The 16,378-nt window shown below is 41.5% G+C and carries 16 protein-coding genes and 1 pseudogene; 14 read left to right on the forward strand and 3 right to left on the reverse strand.

The window, feature by feature from the left end; translation table 11 throughout:
• Positions 1 to 4 precede the first annotated feature (4 nt).
• From HYD28_06500 to HYD28_06535, 8 genes and pseudogenes are all read left to right on the forward strand, one after another.
• The gene (locus HYD28_06500) at positions 5 to 1,207 is read left to right on the forward strand and encodes an NADH:ubiquinone reductase (Na(+)-transporting) subunit B (protein QLE08643.1); all 1,203 of its coding nucleotides are present in this window, start codon (positions 5 to 7) and stop codon (positions 1,205 to 1,207) included.
• Positions 1,200 to 1,952, forward strand: a complete 753-nt coding sequence (locus HYD28_06505; GenBank protein ID QLE08644.1) for a Na(+)-translocating NADH-quinone reductase subunit C — start codon at positions 1,200 to 1,202, stop codon at positions 1,950 to 1,952. The genes HYD28_06500 and HYD28_06505 overlap by 8 nt, the downstream gene beginning before the upstream one ends.
• Complete coding sequence (locus tag HYD28_06510) at positions 1,952 to 2,584, forward strand: NADH:ubiquinone reductase (Na(+)-transporting) subunit D (GenBank protein QLE08645.1); 633 nt, start codon at positions 1,952 to 1,954, stop codon at positions 2,582 to 2,584. Before HYD28_06505 ends, HYD28_06510 begins: the two co-directional genes overlap by 1 nt.
• Positions 2,585 to 2,594: 10 nt before the next feature.
• Positions 2,595 to 3,203, forward strand: coding sequence for an NADH:ubiquinone reductase (Na(+)-transporting) subunit E (nqrE, locus tag HYD28_06515; protein QLE08646.1), 609 nt, complete (start codon positions 2,595 to 2,597; stop codon positions 3,201 to 3,203).
• A 19-nt stretch (positions 3,204 to 3,222) separates the two neighbouring features.
• Positions 3,223 to 4,449 (forward strand): NADH:ubiquinone reductase (Na(+)-transporting) subunit F, encoded by a 1,227-nt coding sequence (gene nqrF, locus HYD28_06520; GenBank protein QLE08647.1) that lies wholly within the window; start codon positions 3,223 to 3,225, stop codon positions 4,447 to 4,449.
• Between the two features lie 112 nt (positions 4,450 to 4,561).
• Positions 4,562 to 5,593: an FAD:protein FMN transferase gene (locus HYD28_06525; protein ID QLE08648.1), complete on the forward strand. Its 1,032-nt coding sequence runs from the start codon at positions 4,562 to 4,564 to the stop codon at positions 5,591 to 5,593.
• Between the two features lie 341 nt (positions 5,594 to 5,934).
• Entirely contained in the window at positions 5,935 to 6,147 is a 213-nt protein-coding gene (gene nqrM / locus HYD28_06530; protein QLE08649.1) for a (Na+)-NQR maturation NqrM, read from the forward strand.
• A 152-nt stretch (positions 6,148 to 6,299) separates the two neighbouring features.
• Positions 6,300 to 7,270: pseudogene (locus HYD28_06535) on the forward strand (transposase).
• A gap of 241 nt (positions 7,271 to 7,511) precedes the next feature.
• On the opposite strand, the gene HYD28_06540 reads toward HYD28_06535, so the two are convergent.
• The gene (locus HYD28_06540; protein ID QLE08650.1) at positions 7,512 to 8,870 is read right to left on the reverse strand and encodes a DUF2817 domain-containing protein; all 1,359 of its coding nucleotides are present in this window, start codon (positions 8,868 to 8,870) and stop codon (positions 7,512 to 7,514) included.
• A 433-nt stretch (positions 8,871 to 9,303) separates the two neighbouring features.
• On the opposite strand from HYD28_06540, the gene HYD28_06545 reads away from it, so the two are divergent.
• The 6 genes from HYD28_06545 (at position 9,304) to HYD28_06570 (ending at position 14,884) form a co-directional block, all read left to right on the forward strand.
• On the forward strand, positions 9,304 to 9,723 hold the full coding sequence (locus tag HYD28_06545) for a hypothetical protein (GenBank protein ID QLE08651.1): 420 nt from the start codon (positions 9,304 to 9,306) through the stop codon (positions 9,721 to 9,723).
• A 237-nt stretch (positions 9,724 to 9,960) separates the two neighbouring features.
• Positions 9,961 to 10,875, forward strand: coding sequence for a ubiquinol oxidase subunit II (gene cyoA / locus HYD28_06550; GenBank protein ID QLE08652.1), 915 nt, complete (start codon positions 9,961 to 9,963; stop codon positions 10,873 to 10,875).
• Between the two features lie 2 nt (positions 10,876 to 10,877).
• Positions 10,878 to 12,866, forward strand: coding sequence for a cytochrome o ubiquinol oxidase subunit I (gene cyoB / locus HYD28_06555; protein ID QLE08653.1), 1,989 nt, complete (start codon positions 10,878 to 10,880; stop codon positions 12,864 to 12,866).
• Positions 12,863 to 13,498, forward strand: a complete 636-nt coding sequence (gene cyoC, locus HYD28_06560) for a cytochrome o ubiquinol oxidase subunit III (protein ID QLE08654.1) — start codon at positions 12,863 to 12,865, stop codon at positions 13,496 to 13,498. Before cyoB ends, cyoC begins: the two co-directional genes overlap by 4 nt.
• Entirely contained in the window at positions 13,498 to 13,857 is a 360-nt protein-coding gene (cyoD, locus tag HYD28_06565; GenBank protein QLE08655.1) for a cytochrome o ubiquinol oxidase subunit IV, read from the forward strand. Before cyoC ends, cyoD begins: the two co-directional genes overlap by 1 nt.
• Positions 13,858 to 13,999: 142 nt before the next feature.
• Positions 14,000 to 14,884: a protoheme IX farnesyltransferase gene (locus tag HYD28_06570; GenBank protein ID QLE08656.1), complete on the forward strand. Its 885-nt coding sequence runs from the start codon at positions 14,000 to 14,002 to the stop codon at positions 14,882 to 14,884.
• Between the two features lie 82 nt (positions 14,885 to 14,966).
• On the opposite strand, the gene HYD28_06575 is transcribed toward HYD28_06570, so the two are convergent.
• Together HYD28_06575 and HYD28_06580 are read right to left on the reverse strand one after the other, a co-directional pair.
• Positions 14,967 to 15,875 carry a histone deacetylase gene (locus HYD28_06575; GenBank protein QLE08657.1) on the reverse strand — a complete coding sequence of 303 codons (909 nt, stop codon included), beginning with the start codon at positions 15,873 to 15,875 and terminating at the stop codon, positions 14,967 to 14,969.
• 53 nt (positions 15,876 to 15,928) lie between these two features.
• A complete protein-coding gene (locus HYD28_06580) occupies positions 15,929 to 16,294 on the reverse strand; it encodes a PilZ domain-containing protein (protein QLE08658.1) in 366 nt (121 codons plus the stop codon).
• Between the last annotated feature and the right edge of the window lie 84 nt (positions 16,295 to 16,378).

The raw sequence follows: 16,378 nt of genomic DNA on the forward strand, positions 1-16,378 counted from the left end.
AGAGATGGGTTTAAAGAAATTTCTAGAAGATATTGAGCCGCATTTTGAACCGGGTGGTAAACACGAAAAATGGTATGCGCTTTACGAAGCAGCTGCGACTATTTTCTACACGCCAGGTTACGTAAATAAAGGCAAAACACACGTTCGTGATAACATCGACCTAAAACGTATGATGATTTTAGTGTGGATGGCGACGTTCCCTGCAATGTTTTTTGGTATGTTCAACATCGGCCATCAGGCTGCAGGTGCTTTAGCGCAAGGTTTTGAACTAGCAAATACATGGCAAGTTGGTCTGTTCCAATTATTCGGTGGTGAATTAACTGCTGACTCTGGTTGGGGCGCGAAAATGTTTTACGGTGCCTGCTTCTTCCTACCTATCTACGCAGTAACGTTTGCTGTAGGTGGTTTCTGGGAAGTACTATTTGCTTCAGTGCGTAAGCACGAAGTAAATGAAGGTTTCTTCGTAACATCTGTACTATTCGCACTAATCCTGCCTGCAACGATTCCTTTATGGCAAGTTGCACTAGGTATTACGTTTGGTGTTGTAATCGCTAAAGAAATCTTTGGTGGTACAGGTCGTAACTTCCTTAACCCTGCTCTTGCCGGTCGTGCGTTCTTATTCTTCGCATACCCAGCGCAAATTTCAGGTGACACAGTATGGACAGCCGTAGATTCATTCTCTGGTGCGACTATGCTAGGTCAAGCAGTGGTTGGTTCACTTGATTACAGCAACATGGAACTATGGTGGAATGCGTTCTACGGTTTCATTCAAGGTTCTGTAGGTGAAACGTCAACACTAGCACTATTAATCGGTGGTTTATTCCTAATTTATGTGCGTATCGCTTCTTGGCGTATCGTTCTAGGTGTATTCCTAGGTATGGTTGCAACGGCATTCTTACTAAATACAGTTGGTTCTGAAACTAACGCAGTATTTGCTATGCCTTGGCACTGGCACTTAGTTCTTGGTGGTTTTGCATTTGGTATGTTCTTCATGGCAACAGACCCAGTATCTGCATCATTCACAGACAAAGGTAAGTTCGCTTACGGTGCGTTAATCGGCTTTATGGTTGTAATGATCCGTGTTGTTAACCCGGCATTCCCAGAAGGTATGATGCTAGCAATCTTATTTGCTAACTTATTTGCACCATTATTCGATCACTTTGTAGTGCAAGCTAATATCAAGCGGAGGTTGGCACGTAATGTCTAGTAATAACGAATCAATCGGCAAAACGCTAACCGTTGTTGTTGCACTATGTTTAGTGTGTGCAATCATCGTATCGTTTGCTTCAGTTCAGCTTCGTCCTTTACAGCAAGCTAACAAAACACAAGATATTCAACGTAATATCTTAGCGGCTGCAGGCATTGAAGTATCAGGTACTGTGTCAGATACCTTTAACTCAAAAATTGAAGCTCGTGTTGTAGACATGAACACAGGTGAGTTTGTTGAAGGTGCTGATCCTAACTCATTTGACTTCGAGAAAACAAAATTCGACCAAGCTCGTAGCTTTGCGTTGAAAGCAGAAGGAATTAAAGACATCGCTGGTATTCAGCGTATGACAAAAAATTCACCTGTTTATATTTCGAAGAAACCTGATGGTTCTACAGATGCAATCATTCTACCAATCCAAGGTTATGGCCTTTGGGGTGTAATGTACGGCTTCTTAGCGCTTGAAAGCGATGGTGAAACAGTTAAAAACATCAACTTCTTCAAGCACAACGAAACGCCAGGTCTAGGTGGTGAAATCCAAAATCCACAATGGACTGCTAAATGGCAAGGTAAAGAGTTACCAATCAATATCATGAAGAGCGGTGCAAAGAATGAACATCAAATCGATGGTCTTTCTGGTGCAACATTAACTTCAAACGGTGTTGATCACACAGTTGACTTCTGGACTGGCGAGCATGGCTTTGGTCCATTCCTTGCGAAAGTACGTGAAGGAGCGTTGAAATAATGGCTGATACTAAAGAAATGAAGTCGGTCCTATTTGGCCCGGTATTCGCAAATAACCCGATCGCATTACAAGTACTAGGTATTTGTTCTGCGCTAGCGGTAACATCAAGCTTAAAAAATGCACTAATCATGTCAATCGCATTGACACTAGTAACAGCGTTTTCTAGCTTGTTTATTTCGTCAATTCGTAATCACATCCCATCATCTGTACGTATCATCGTGCAAATGACGATCATCGCATCACTTGTAATCGTTGTTGACCAAGTACTGCAAGCGTTCTCTTATGCAACAGCTAAAGAGCTTTCAGTATTCGTTGGTCTAATCATTACAAACTGTATCGTAATGGGTCGTGCTGAAGCATACGCAATGAAGTCACCACCGTTAATGTCTTTCCTAGACGGTATCGGTAACGGTTTAGGCTACTCAGTAGTACTATTAACTGTTGGTTTCATCCGTGAGTTATTCGGTAAAGGTTCACTATTCGGTGTTGATATTATTCCACTTGTACAAAATGGTGGCTGGTATCAACCAATGGGTCTATTGATTTTACCACCGAGTGCATTCTTCATTATTGGTTTATTCATCTGGGTACTTCGTACCTTTAAGAAAGACCAAGTAGAAGCAAAAGCGTAAGGGGCGAGCAGTGGAACATTATATTAGTTTATTTGTAAAAGCGGTTTTCATTGAAAACTTAGCTTTAGCCTTCTTCCTAGGTATGTGTACTTTCCTTGCTGTATCGAAGAAAGTAACAACATCAATCGGCCTAGGTGTGGCAGTTATCGTGGTACTAGGTATCTCAGTACCTGTAAATAACTTGGTTTATCATGCTGTTCTTGCACCAGGTGCATTAGAGTGGCTTGGCTACCCAGAGGCAGACCTTAGCTTCTTACGTTTCTTGACTTTCATCGGTGTTATTGCAGCACTTGTACAAATTCTTGAAATGGCATTAGATAAGTTCTTCCCTGCACTTTATAACGCGTTAGGTATCTTCTTACCATTGATCACAGTTAACTGTGCGATCTTCGGTGCGGTATCTTTCATGGTTGAGCGTAACTATAACTTCGGCGAGTCTGTTGTTTATGGTATCGGTTCAGGTGTGGGCTGGGCACTAGCAATTACTTTACTTGCTGGTATCCGTGAAAAAATGAAGTACTCAGACGTTCCTGATGGCTTACGTGGTTTAGGTATTACTTTCATCACTGTTGGTCTGATGGGTCTTGGCTTTATGTCATTCTCTGGTATTTCACTTTAAAAGGTAGCGAGGATAAATCATGAATGAGATTTTCTTAGGCGTTGGTGTTTTCATCGCTATCGTTGTTATTTTAGTTTTAGTTATCATTGGTGCTAAATCTAAATTAGTAGCAAGCGGCGATATCATCATCGGAATTAATGGCGACCCAGAAAAAGCTATTAAAACATCTGCAGGTAGCAAGCTATTAGGTGCGCTAGCTGATTCAGGTATCTTCGTTTCATCTGCATGTGGTGGCGGTGGCTCTTGTGGTCAGTGTCGTGTTCACATCAAAGAAGGTGGCGGCGATATCCTACCAACAGAACTTGATCACATCTCTAAAGGTGAAGCTCGTGAAGGCTGCCGTTTAGCGTGTCAGGTAAATGTTAAGAACGACATGGAAATTGAGCTTGAAGAGTCAATTTTCGGTGTTAAAAAGTGGGACTGTACAGTTATCTCTAACGATAACAAAGCAACTTTCATCAAGGAGCTTAAGTTACAAATTCCTGATGGCGAGTCAGTACCGTTCCGTGCCGGTGGTTATATTCAAATTGAAGCGCCAGCACACCACGTTAAATACGCTGACTTCGATATTCCAGAAGAGTATCGTGGCGACTGGAACCACTTCGGTTTCTTCGATCTGGAGTCTAAAGTAGACGACGAAACAATTCGTGCATACTCAATGGCTAACTACCCAGAAGAAGAAGGCATCATCATGCTTAACGTGCGTATCGCTACGCCGCCGCCAAGAGACCTAAGCCTTCCATGTGGTAAAATGTCTTCGTACATTTGGTCACTAAAAGAAGGTGATAAAGTGACTATTTCTGGCCCATTCGGTGAGTTCTTCGCGAAAGACACTGATGCAGAAATGGTATTCGTAGGTGGTGGTGCAGGTATGGCACCAATGCGTTCACATATCTTTGACCAACTTAAGCGTTTACAATCTAAGCGTAAGATGAGCTTCTGGTATGGTGCGCGTTCTAAGCGTGAAATGTTCTACGTAGAAGATTTCGACGGCTTAGCTGCAGAAAACGATAACTTTGTATGGCACACAGCACTGTCTGATCCACAACCAGAAGATAACTGGGAAGGTTATACAGGCTTCATCCATAACGTACTTTATGAAAACTACTTGAAAGATCATGAAGCGCCGGAAGATTGTGAGTTCTACATGTGTGGTCCTCCAATGATGAACGCGGCTGTTATCAACATGCTTAAAGATCTTGGTGTAGAAGACGAAAACATCTTATTAGATGACTTCGGTGGCTAACACCATACACAAAACAATAAGTTTTGGTTAGAATACAGGCCTCGTAGCACATAGTGTTACGAGGCTTTTTTATTTCTATACCTAACCCTGTGGTATCTAAAAGGTGAATGCTATGAATAGAGTGTTTTATCGCCAAGGCTTGATGGCCTTTTTTCTATTAACTATGACTTTACTCATGGCTGGCTGCAGCCAAGCAGATAAGGCAGAAGAGCTTTATTTTGAAGGTAAGACAATGGGCACCACTTATCACATTAAGGTGTTTGCAGAGTCTTCAAAGGTTGCAGGTGTTGATTTACATCCTGAGATTAAGCAAGTGCTTAAAGACGTAAATCAGTCAATGTCGACATACATTCCAGATTCAGAAATTAATCAGTTTAACAATTTACCTGCGGGGCAGGTGATGCCAATTAGCGCTGATTTCAGAAACGTAGTAGCTGAATCAATCCGCCTTGGCGAATCAACGAAAACCTTAGATGTCACTATGGGACCACTTATTGATTTATGGGGCTTTGGCCCAGATAAAAAGCCGACTAAACGCCCAAGCGATGAAGCTTTGGCAGCAATGGTTGCAAAGATAGGAGTTGATAAGCTTAAACTTACTGATGCGGGTTTAATGAAAACAATTGATGGTTTAGAACTCTCGTTTTCTGCAACCGCAAAAGGCTATGGTATCGATAGAGTCGCACAAGTGATAGAAAGTCATGGCTTGAAGAATTATATGGTAGAAATTGGTGGCGAGTTGCGTGTATCGGGTATTAAGCCAGACAACATCACTTGGAAAATCGCTATTGAGCAGCCTGATGCTGAGCCTGGCGTTCGTAAAGTGCATAAAGTGATTGAGCCTGGTACCAATGGTATTGCAACATCAGGTGATTACCGCATTTTTTACGAAATGGATGGTGTTACGTATAGTCATCTAATTGACCCAGAAACAGGTATGCCTAGTCGCCATGATTTGGTATCTGTTACAGTTTTGCACCCATCAGCGATGACTGCTGATGGCTTAGCGACAGCGCTTACTGTGATGGGCATGGAACGTGCGCAGCAATACGCTGAGCAGCATGATCTTCCAGTTTATTTAATTGGTAAGTCAGACAATGGCTTAGTAACTTATTCAAGCCCTGCTTTCAAACCTTATTTGTAGCAGGGCAAGAAGCAGTGCATACCCAAGCCACCTCAAGATGCAGAATTCAGCGTTTCACAGGTGCTTAATATCAAGGCGTTACTTTGCAACAATGGCAGTCCCTTTTAAGAAGTAATAACGATGAGAGTAAGCGCCTGTGAAGCGCCCAACGGGTTGGTTTAAAAGCGATTTATACTGCGTTATTGATTTTAACAATAGAACCACTATTGCTTGCAATCAATGCCTTGCCTAAATCGCTTTTAATTCCAACTGAAACTCGCACCTTGAGGTGGTTTGGGTATATAATACACGCAGCCTAATAAATTAGGCTCGATTTAATTGCTGACGATAGGGGCAAAGCAATGTCACTTTTTCTTCTTACATTTGGTCTACTTATTTTAATTGTGGCAGCGATGGCTGTCGGCATGATTGTGCAAAAGAAATCAATGGCCAGTAGTTGCGGTGGCTTAGGCGCTGTTGGTATAGACAAAGCCTGCGACTGTGACGACCCATGTGACAAGCGTAAAAAGCGCATGGCAAAAGAACAAGCCTGGAAAGAGAATCAAATTCTCTAATCAGAAAAAAGCGCCCAAAGGCGCTTTTTTAATACCTACCTTTATGTAGACAGTCACTGTAATTTCTTATCACAATCTTGCGGCAGAATATATCTTGTCTAAACTTTAGTTACAGCCCATGCATTTTAAATTATCAGTTCAAGGAGTGGACGATGGCTTTAGCAAGGAAGCGGCAAATCTGTTTGTCGAATACTAAATACTATCACTGTGTATCCCGATGCGTTAGACGCGCCTACCTTTGCGGAGAAGACACTCTTACAGGTAAATCATATGAACACCGCCGAGGGTGGGTTGAAGATCGTCTGCTTGTTCTTGCGAAGGTATTTTGTATTGATGTGTGTGCTTATGCAGTGATGAGTAATCATACTCATATTGTGCTTTATGTAGATGATAAAAAAGCAAATAGGTTAACCGATAAGGCCGTTCTTTTACGCTGGAATAAGCTCAGTAAAATGACGCCTTTAGGTCAAAACTTCCTCCGTGGTGAGCAATTGAGTGACGTTCAACAGGCCTTTTTAAATAAAGAGGTTGTAGAATACAGAGCGCGCCTTTCTAGTATTAGTTGGTTCATGCGAATGAGTATATTGCCAGGCGTGCAAATAAAGAAGACGAATGTACCGGGCATTTTTGGGAAGGGCGCTTCAAGAGCCAAGCACTACTTGATGAATCTGCTCTTTTATCGTGCATGGCCTATGTTGATTTAAACCCTGTTCGTGCAGAGGTTGCGAGGACCCCAGAGCAATCTAACTATACAAGTTTTAAAAAGCGAAGCCAAAGTGTGAAGAATTCAAAACAACCTAAGCTACTAGCTCGTTTTGTTGGTGGTATGAACAAGAATAAATCAAAGGGGATACCTTTTGAGTTAAAGTCATACCTGTTACTTGTAGAGCAAACAGGCCGCTGTATTAGCACGGATAAACGCGGATATATAGATCATCATTTACCTCCTGTCCTTGAGAGGCTTAATCTCGAGCCAGCAAGTTGGCTAACATTAACAACACAGTTTGAACATTTATTTCACGGTGCTGTAGGACGAATACAAGCTATTGAAAACTACTGTAGTAAAACTGCTCGAAAGCGGCGAAGTAATATAACAAGTTGTAAGTTATTACTTGCTAGCTAATCTTAAATTTCTCTCAACTTTTATTTTTTGCAAAACATTGCAGCTAACTCGTACTTTCAATTTTCAGAAAGCTAAATCTTTTATCTTGGTTTTTACTAGTGGATTAAGCTAATAGGGAGGTTGCCTACAAAACGAGTATTTTAGGTTAAAAAATCTAAAGTATTTGAAGATTTAGTAGGCACTTTTAAGAGTGCCTGTCTTTCAAAGCGTGTTTTTAATTATGGGTGACTGTCTTTTGTTATTAACTTTCTAGATTAATTAACTCAGTCCCCAAAATAGCATACTTATTTATGCCGTCGGCTTGTAAGAAAAAAGCAGCAGGGGCGTGAAGAGATGGTATTGATGTAAATATACTTTTGCACGCGTAAACTGGCCATTTTGAGGTGTTTTTTAATTTGTTCATATCACCCGAAAAACAGCTATAGCCTTGTTTTAAAATATTTTTATAGCTACTTTCTGTAAGCGTTAACGATTTATTTAAAACAAAGCTGTTACCTGCCTTAAAGCTTAGGCTGCTTGCATCTAAACTCGTATAACCTTGGCGGATACTACTTATATCACCTAGCTCTTTGATTACAGGTGACTGTCCTTTATTGTTAATTGCAATATCTATCTGGTAATCACCTAGCTCACTATTTACGATTATGTCGTCTATTAGTAAGTCGACCCAATTGTCTTTAGCGTTAAATGGAATAGCGTGATATTGCGATATCCTCGCGTCTTTCCACTCCCCCGAAGTTAACGAATCAATCGTCTTTTTGTATAAAACACGGTTAACCTTGCGTGCTATTTGTCGGTTTGGATCATTAGGGTACGCTCCTGATTCAATTAATATTGTTCTAATACCCTTTTCCGAAAAAGTATCCCCAAAGCTACGGTATGAGTAACTGTCGTTGTACTTTCCTAAGTGGCCTGGGATTATTGTTTCAACCGTTTTAGCTAAGTGGGCTATAAACTGCATAGCCTCGCCGCGACTTTTATTTACTTCTCTCGCTTCGTTATAGGCTGGCGCTAGCACTGAAATGGTGGCTTGTTTACCTTTTTTTCCTGCTCCGTAATATGCGTTCTGATCATGTAAATTAAAGCCAAAGTCAGGTTTAAACTGATTTGCGGCAGCCATTAGTATTTGCCCTTCTTTTGTGCGAAGAGCTTTAGCATCGCGATTTAAATCAATTCCTTGAGCATTATAACGGGTTTGTACGGCCGCGCCGTCAGGGTTCACCATAGGGATTATGAGAAGGGATATTTTCTGTCGCCAGCTTTTTAGCCATTGTGCGTTTTCATCAGCTGTTATGAAGCTTAAAAAGTCCATAAGTGCGGCAGTTGCAGTGTTTTCGTCGCCGTGCATTTGGCTCCACATCATCACTTTGATTGGGCCTGTGCCAATTTTAAGAGAATTGAGTGCCTGTCCTTGAAATGAGGTACCAATTTGTTCTAGTTTGACGCTAGGATGCTTTGCTACTTTTTTTAAGTGTGGCTCAATATCGGTGTAATAAATCGCGGGTTTATTTAATCCATTCACTACGGTGTCTTCAATCGTATTTGCGAGTACGCTGTTACTTAATGCTAAAATGGCTGCAGCGAGTGCATATTGACGCATAACTATCTCTTTTATTCTTTATTTTTGGTTTTGTTAGAATATTATATTTTAATGGGTTTGGCTAATCCTTGCTCAGTATTTAATCTTCAGTTATTACTGACTTAGTATGCTTAAAACGGTATTTATGCTTTAAAACGTTATTAATATGCTATTTTCATTTTCTTCATTGCTTTTAGCTATATAAAATAAAGTATTAATTTTAAATACTTAGCTTTAATTAAATCGGTTTTTTACACATTGATAGCGTGTGGTTAAACAATACTTAACTTTGTGCTGCCAAATTCTACTTGTACCGTCTGTTGACTTTGTTATACTCCACACCGAAATTTCAGTAATTACTGAAACTTTATTGATGAAGATCATATTACCGCATTTAAAAATAGGGTAAGCCACTTACCTAAAATGCAGTAAAAGCGATAAAAAGGCGTGGGTTTTGCGAGCAATTAATCAGTCACAAGGTGCCAAACAGTCTAGCTTAGCTAGGTTGCAACTGGCTGCGCGTGCATTTTTTGCTGGTAAAGAACTAATGTCAGTTTTAGCCTTGTTGCTGATTAATTCAGCCATGCTAATCAACGGTACATTAGAAGATGCTCAAGGGCTAAGAAGCTTATTAAGTGAAGGTGCTTTATACGAAATCCCACTACTTAATGTGTTGAGTTTTTTAGCTTACCCTGTGGTGTCTTGCCAATTACTTATTGGTTTATGCTGGTTGGTCTTCCATTTCTTTCCTGCGCGTCGTGCAGGTGTCATTTTACGTAAAGCGGCCTTCGCTGCGCGTGAAACGATAAAGTCTTTAGTAGTACACAGTGCTCATGGCTGTCGTGCTCCTCCTCGTGTAAGTGGTTGTCTGTAAATAAGCTTTGTTGCTTAAGTTCAGCCATTTTAGTCGTTTTCTAAGTTGTCTTTACTAAAGCACCTAGTGGGTTTTTTACGCCCAAATTTCAGTCAGCCAACCTAAATTCCCTTACTTTTTAGCGTGTCGATTTGTCGTGCTCGTTATTCAGCCGAGGGATATCTGTAGCATCTGTTGCAGAAAAGCGTCGTGTACTTATTTCGACAAGTGTTAACTTTTAGGTTGTAGGATATTCCTTTGTCAATTCGAAACCTTTGTAATATTGCTCTAGCGTCTTTAGTGCTGGCTTTGTCTGGCTGTAAAGGCGGGGTACTCGATCCAAAAGGTCAAATTGGTGTCGACGAGAAGTATTTAATTATCGTAGCTACGGTATTAATGCTGATTGTTGTAATTCCAGTTATTGCCATGACAATTTATTTTGCATGGAAATACCGTGATGGACGAGATCAAGAAATTTACGCTCCAAAATGGGCGCACTCAAACAAGATTGAAGCTGTAGTTTGGACCATTCCTATCATTATCGTTGCGATTTTAGGTGTGATCACATGGCAGTCAACGCAACAACTTGACCCATATAAACCACTTGAAGGTAAAGGTGAGCACCTTACTGTTGAAGTTGTTTCTTTGAACTGGAAATGGTTATTCATTTATCCAGAGCAAGGCATCGCCACAGTGAATGAGCTTGTTTTTCCTGCCAATGTGCCTGTGCAGTACAAGATCACCTCAGAAAGCACCATGAATTCGTTTTTCATTCCACAGCTTGGTAGCCAAATTTATTCAATGGCAGGTATGGAAACAAAGCTTCACTTAATAGCTGATGAACCGGGTACTTTTAAAGGCTTCTCTGCTAACTACAGTGGTGCAGGTTTCACCGGTATGAAGTTCGATGCCATTGCAACAGCTACTGAAGCTGATTTCGATGAATGGGTAAACAAAGTAAAAAATACCGGTTCTGCACTGACTAAGCAAAGCTATGTTGAACTAGCAAAACCAAGTGAATACGACCCAGTTAAATACTATGCCAGCGTAGATAAAGATATGTTCCATTCAATCGTAATGAAATATATGCAAGCGCATGGCTCTCACGGTGCAATGCAACACGCTATGCCAGAGCACTCAGCTCATAAGAAGCACAGCGAGGACGAGGAATAATCATGTCGTTGTTAGGTAAATTAACATTAGACGCAATCCCGTTTCATGAACCAATTATCATGGTTACCATGACGGTTGTTGCTGTCTTAGGTCTGTTAGTGGCAGGCTTAGTAACAAAATATAAAAAGTGGGGCGTGATTTGGCACGACTGGATCACCTCAATTGACCATAAGCGTTTAGGTGTTATGTACATCATTCTTGCGCTTATCATGCTTTTCCGTGGTTTCGCGGATGCCATTATGATGCGACTGCAATTAGCAATGGCTACCGGCGGTGCAAGTGGTTACTTACCACCAGAGCACTATGACCAAATCTTTACGGCGCACGGGGTGATCATGATCATCTTTATGGCGATGCCGTTTATGATTGGTTTAATGAACATCATTTTACCTTTGCAAATTGGTGCCCGTGATGTTGCATTCCCATTCTTAAATAACCTTAGCTTTTGGTTAACTGCTGGCGGTGCAATCCTGATTAATATCTCACTATTCTTTGGTGAGTTTGCGAAAACAGGTTGGGTTGCATATCCACCGCTGTCTGAGCTGTCATTTAGTCCAGGTGTCGGGGTCGACTATTATATATGGGCCTTGCAGATATCCGGCTTGGGTACCTTATTAACATCGGTAAACTTCTTAGCGACTGTATTTAAAATGCGTGCACCAGGCATGACATTAATGAAAATGCCTATTTTTACTTGGGCATGTACGTGGGCGAATATCTTAATTGCCGCATCGTTCCCAATTTTAACTGCGGTACTGGCAATGCTAACGCTTGACCGTTATCTCGATTTCCACTTTTTCACCAATGAATTAGGTGGTAACGCGATGATGTACATCAACTTATTTTGGGCATGGGGTCACCCTGAAGTTTACATTTTGATCTTACCTGCGTTTGGTATTTTCTCAGAAGTTATCTCAACTTTTGCTGGTAAACGCCTGTTTGGTTATAAGTCGATGGTTTATGCAAGCGGTGCGATTTCTATTTTAGGTTTTATCGTTTGGCTTCATCATTTCTTTACTATGGGCTCAAGCGCTAACGTTAATGCCTTCTTTGGTGTTATGACCATGGTTATTGCGGTACCGACCGGGGTTAAGTTGTTTAACTGGTTATTCACTATGTACCGTGGTCGTTTACGTATTACTGTGCCTGTCCTTTGGACTTTAGGTTTCATGGTGACTTTCACTATCGGTGGTATGACCGGTGTGTTACTTGCTATTCCTGGTGCTGACTACGTATTACATAACAGCTTATTCTTAATTGCTCACTTCCATAACACCATTATTGGTGGTGCGGTATTTGGTTATTTAGCTGGTTTTGCGTTTTGGTTCCCTAAAGCAATGGGCTTCAAACTTGACGAGAGCTGGGGCAGAAGATCTTTCTGGTGTTGGTTAATAGGTTTCTTCGTTGCATTCATGCCGTTATATGTACTTGGTTTCTTAGGTATGACACGTCGCTTAAATCACACTAACAACCCTGATTGGAATATTTGGTTATACATTGCAGCTGGCGGTGCGGTAATCATTATGTTCGGTATCTTGTTCCAAGTTGTGCAACTTGTAGTGAGCTTCAAAAATCGCGAGCAACTTGATGATACAACGGGCGATCCGTGGAATGGTCATACCCTTGAGTGGGCATCTGCTTCACCTCCGCAGTACTACAACTTTGCGAAAATTCCACATGTTGATGACATTGATGCGTGGACAGATATGAAAGAAAAAGGCTTAGCTTACAAACAAGAAGCCTCTTATAGCCCAATTCATATGCCAAAAAATACATCGGCAGGTGTATTAATGAGCGCAGCTTTAACAACCTTCTGTTTTGCCATGATCTGGCACATTTGGTGGCTTGCAGCCTTTGGATTACTGGGTGCTATCGTGGTGTTCATCAAACGTTGTTACACCAGCGATGTTGATTACTACGTGCAACCAGATGAAATTGTTGAACTAGAAACGGCTCACAATACAGCCGCTACGAAGGAGGTGAATGCATGAGTACCATTTCTGCAGGGCTCGACACCTTAAACAGCGCACACGGTCATGTCGATGCACATGACCATGAGCACCACGATACAGGTGGTAACACCGTATTTGGTTTCTGGCTTTACCTAATGACTGACTGCCTGTTGTTTGCATCATTCTTTGCAACCTATGCAGTATTGTTCATGAATACTGCTGGCGGTGTGTCCGGTAAAGACATTTTTGAACTTGATTTTGTTGCGGTTGAAACCGCAGCACTACTACTCAGTAGTATCACTTTTGGTTTTGCGATGATCTCTGCTCACGGGCAGAAAAAGGCGGCTACTTTAACTTGGTTGCTGGTTACCTTTGCCTTTGGTGCTGTGTTTATTGGTATGGAAGTATATGAATTCCATCACCTAATTGCGCATGGCAATGGCCCTCAGCAAAGTGCCTTTTTAACATCGTTCTTCTCTTTAGTGGGCTTACACGGTCTTCACGTTACAGCAGGTCTTATTTGGATGACTGTCCTGATGATTGAAGTTGTGCGCCGTGGTTTAAACCCACAAACAGTGACACGCCTAAGTTGTTTAAGCTTATTCTGGCACTTCTTAGATGTGGTGTGGATCTGTGTATTTACCGTTGTTTATTTAATGGGAGCAATGTAATGAGTCACAGTGAATCACATGTAATTAATAACTTAGAAGTTCATGCACATAATGATCAATCACATGGCAGCGTTAAAGACTATTTAATTGGTTTTGTATTGTCAGTGGTTTTAACGGCTATTCCATTTTGGGCTGTGATGAGTGGCTCGTTTTCTAAAACGACCACTGCATGGTGCATCGTGAGCATGGCGATTGTGCAAATTTGGGTGCATTTGAAATATTTCTTACACCTAAACTTCAAAACAGAAGACGGCAAAGCAAGTTCATTGTCGTTTATCTTTAGTGCTTTAATCATCGTGATGGTGGTTGGTTTGTCGGTGTGGATCATCTACGAATCGAACGCCATGATGATGTACTAATAACAATTACTTTGTAATTGGTAAAAAGATTTACGAAAGGAGCTGGTTAGTCTGAGGTTGTGTCTCCAGTTCTTACAGTCTGTTACTAACTAGTTTCTTTCGTAATATTGCGTTTGTGCTGAAAATTAGAGGAGTCGAGGAAGTGTTTCGACGTTATTTAAATGTCACTAAACCTGGCATTATCATGGGCAATTTGATCTCTGTCGCGGGGGGATTCTTGCTAGCCTCTCGCGGTGATATTGACCCATGGTTAATGATCGCAACCTTACTAGGGTTATCTTTAGTAGTGGCATCAGGATGCGCGATCAATAACGTAATTGATCGTGATATTGATGTTGCTATGGCGCGCACTCGCAAACGCGTCACAGTAACTGGCGAAATGTCAGCAAAGGCAGCTATGGCACATGGCATCGTGCTTGGTGTTATTGGTTTCGGCTTATTAGCTGTGTATACCAACGTAGTGGCACTCTTATTTGCTACTTTTGGTTACGTCATCTACGTAGGTGTGTACAGCTTATATATGAAACGTCGTTCTGTGTACGGCACCTTTGTAGGAAGTTTATCTGGCGCAGTACCGCCTGTAGTGGGGTATTGTGCCGTGACTGGGCAGTTTGATGCTGGTGCTGTGATTTTATTGGTTATGTTTAGTCTATGGCAAATGCCTCATTCATATGCAATTGCAATCTTTCGTTATAACGACTACCAAGCGGCCAGAATTCCTGTGTTACCTGTAGCGCAGGGGATCGAGAAGGCAAAGCATCACATTGTTTTATATATCGCCGTGTATGCGTTGGTTGTGATGTTATTAACCATTAGTGGTTATACAGGTTTAGCCTTTATGGCTGTAGCTTGTACAACGAGTTTTTGGTGGTTGCTAATGGCGCTTCGTGGCTATCGTCGCAATATTGATGTAAGCGGCTGGGCGCGCCAAGTGTTTGCTTTTTCAATTGTAAACATCACGGTTTTGAGCATAGCTATGGCTTTAGATTACCATTCGGTAGCTCCACAGCTACTTGTTTTAACTTAGAAAAAAGTTGCTAACATATCCCAATGTTACAGTAGCAAAGGCCCGGTTTTTTTCTCCACCGGGCCTTTTTTCTTTGTCGTTATTAAAAGCGAGCCGCTTGTTCAACTACAATGCCGTGACGAGCCGCTAAACGGCGATGATCTTTATCATAACCCCCACCAATTACTGTTGCGACAGGTACATTGCGCTCAAGGCAGCGCTTGAAGACTAAATGGTCGCGTTGCTCTATCCCTTGCCAGCTTATATCAAGTTTACCTAAACCATCTTGCTGCCATACATCAACACCTGCATCATAAAGTACTAAATCTGGGTTTAAGGTGTTTAATAAATAACTCAGAGTATCGTCAACAACGCCTAGGTATTCACTGTCAGCGACATTCGGTGCTAAACCTATGTCTAAGTCGCTGGCTGATTTTCGAAACGGAAAATTCTTTTCACAGTGAATAGAGCAGGTATAGGCGTAGGGCTGATGTTCCAGCATTGCTGCGGTACCATCACCTTGATGAACATCTAAATCAAAAATAAGTATATTGGTCACTTCGCCACTTTTTATCAGGGTTTCGCTGGTGAAAGCTAAGTCGTTTACCATGCAATAGCCTGAGCCAAAGTCAGTATGAGCATGGTGAGTGCCACCGGCTAAGTGACAAGCGATGCCATGTTTAAGTGCTAAGCGTGCTGCTTGTAAGGTGCCAAGTGGGGCGGTAAAAGTACGTGCCATCAGCTCTTTTGACCAAGGTAAGCCAATGCGGCGCATCGCCTTTTCATCTAATCTATTATGCCAAAGGTCGTTGATGTAATTTTCACAGTGCACTAATTCAAGGGGCTCTGGGGTGCCAAGCACCGGCTGTGTTAGGTTGTCATTTATTAATCCAAGGCTTTGTACATGCTCATATAAATAAGCAAACTTACTCATCACAAAGCGATGGTTAGGATCGAAACTAAACGAGTAATTTGGGTGATACACCAAGGGTAAGTGGGGATTTAACTGCATAGCTCATTGGATAGCTGAATTTGCTACAGCATAACGAATCTACTGGCAAATGTTTACTCTGGTGCGTGAATTAAATGGCCTAACTCGCGATGTAATAATGCTTCATCACCCAAGTTTAGCTCAATCAGTCGTTTTAAGTGAGTAATACTATCAATATCTATATGTTCACAGCGAAGGCCTGCATGCTGATGCTCAATATGGCACAGCTCCACTTGCATTTTTATCTCGATATTTGACTCTGGCAGGGTAAAGATTAAGTCTGCCTTACTATGAATAGGCACTAAAAATGAATCACTTTTAGTAATAAGCGCACCTTGCAAAGATAGATCAAGTAACTGACAGTGGTAGTCGTTATCTTCGATGCGAAGAATCGCAGGGCAAGAAAATAATACCCGCGAAAACTCTCTGCGTTCATTCATAACTTTATCTCCACCTATATTAACTTAATGAGTATAGATCATTATGAAATTAGTGAGAGAAATGATTATAGCAACAAAAAAGCC

This window comes from Pseudoalteromonas shioyasakiensis (genome assembly GCA_013391845.1).
GTDB lineage: Bacteria > Pseudomonadota > Gammaproteobacteria > Enterobacterales > Alteromonadaceae > Pseudoalteromonas > Pseudoalteromonas apostichopi.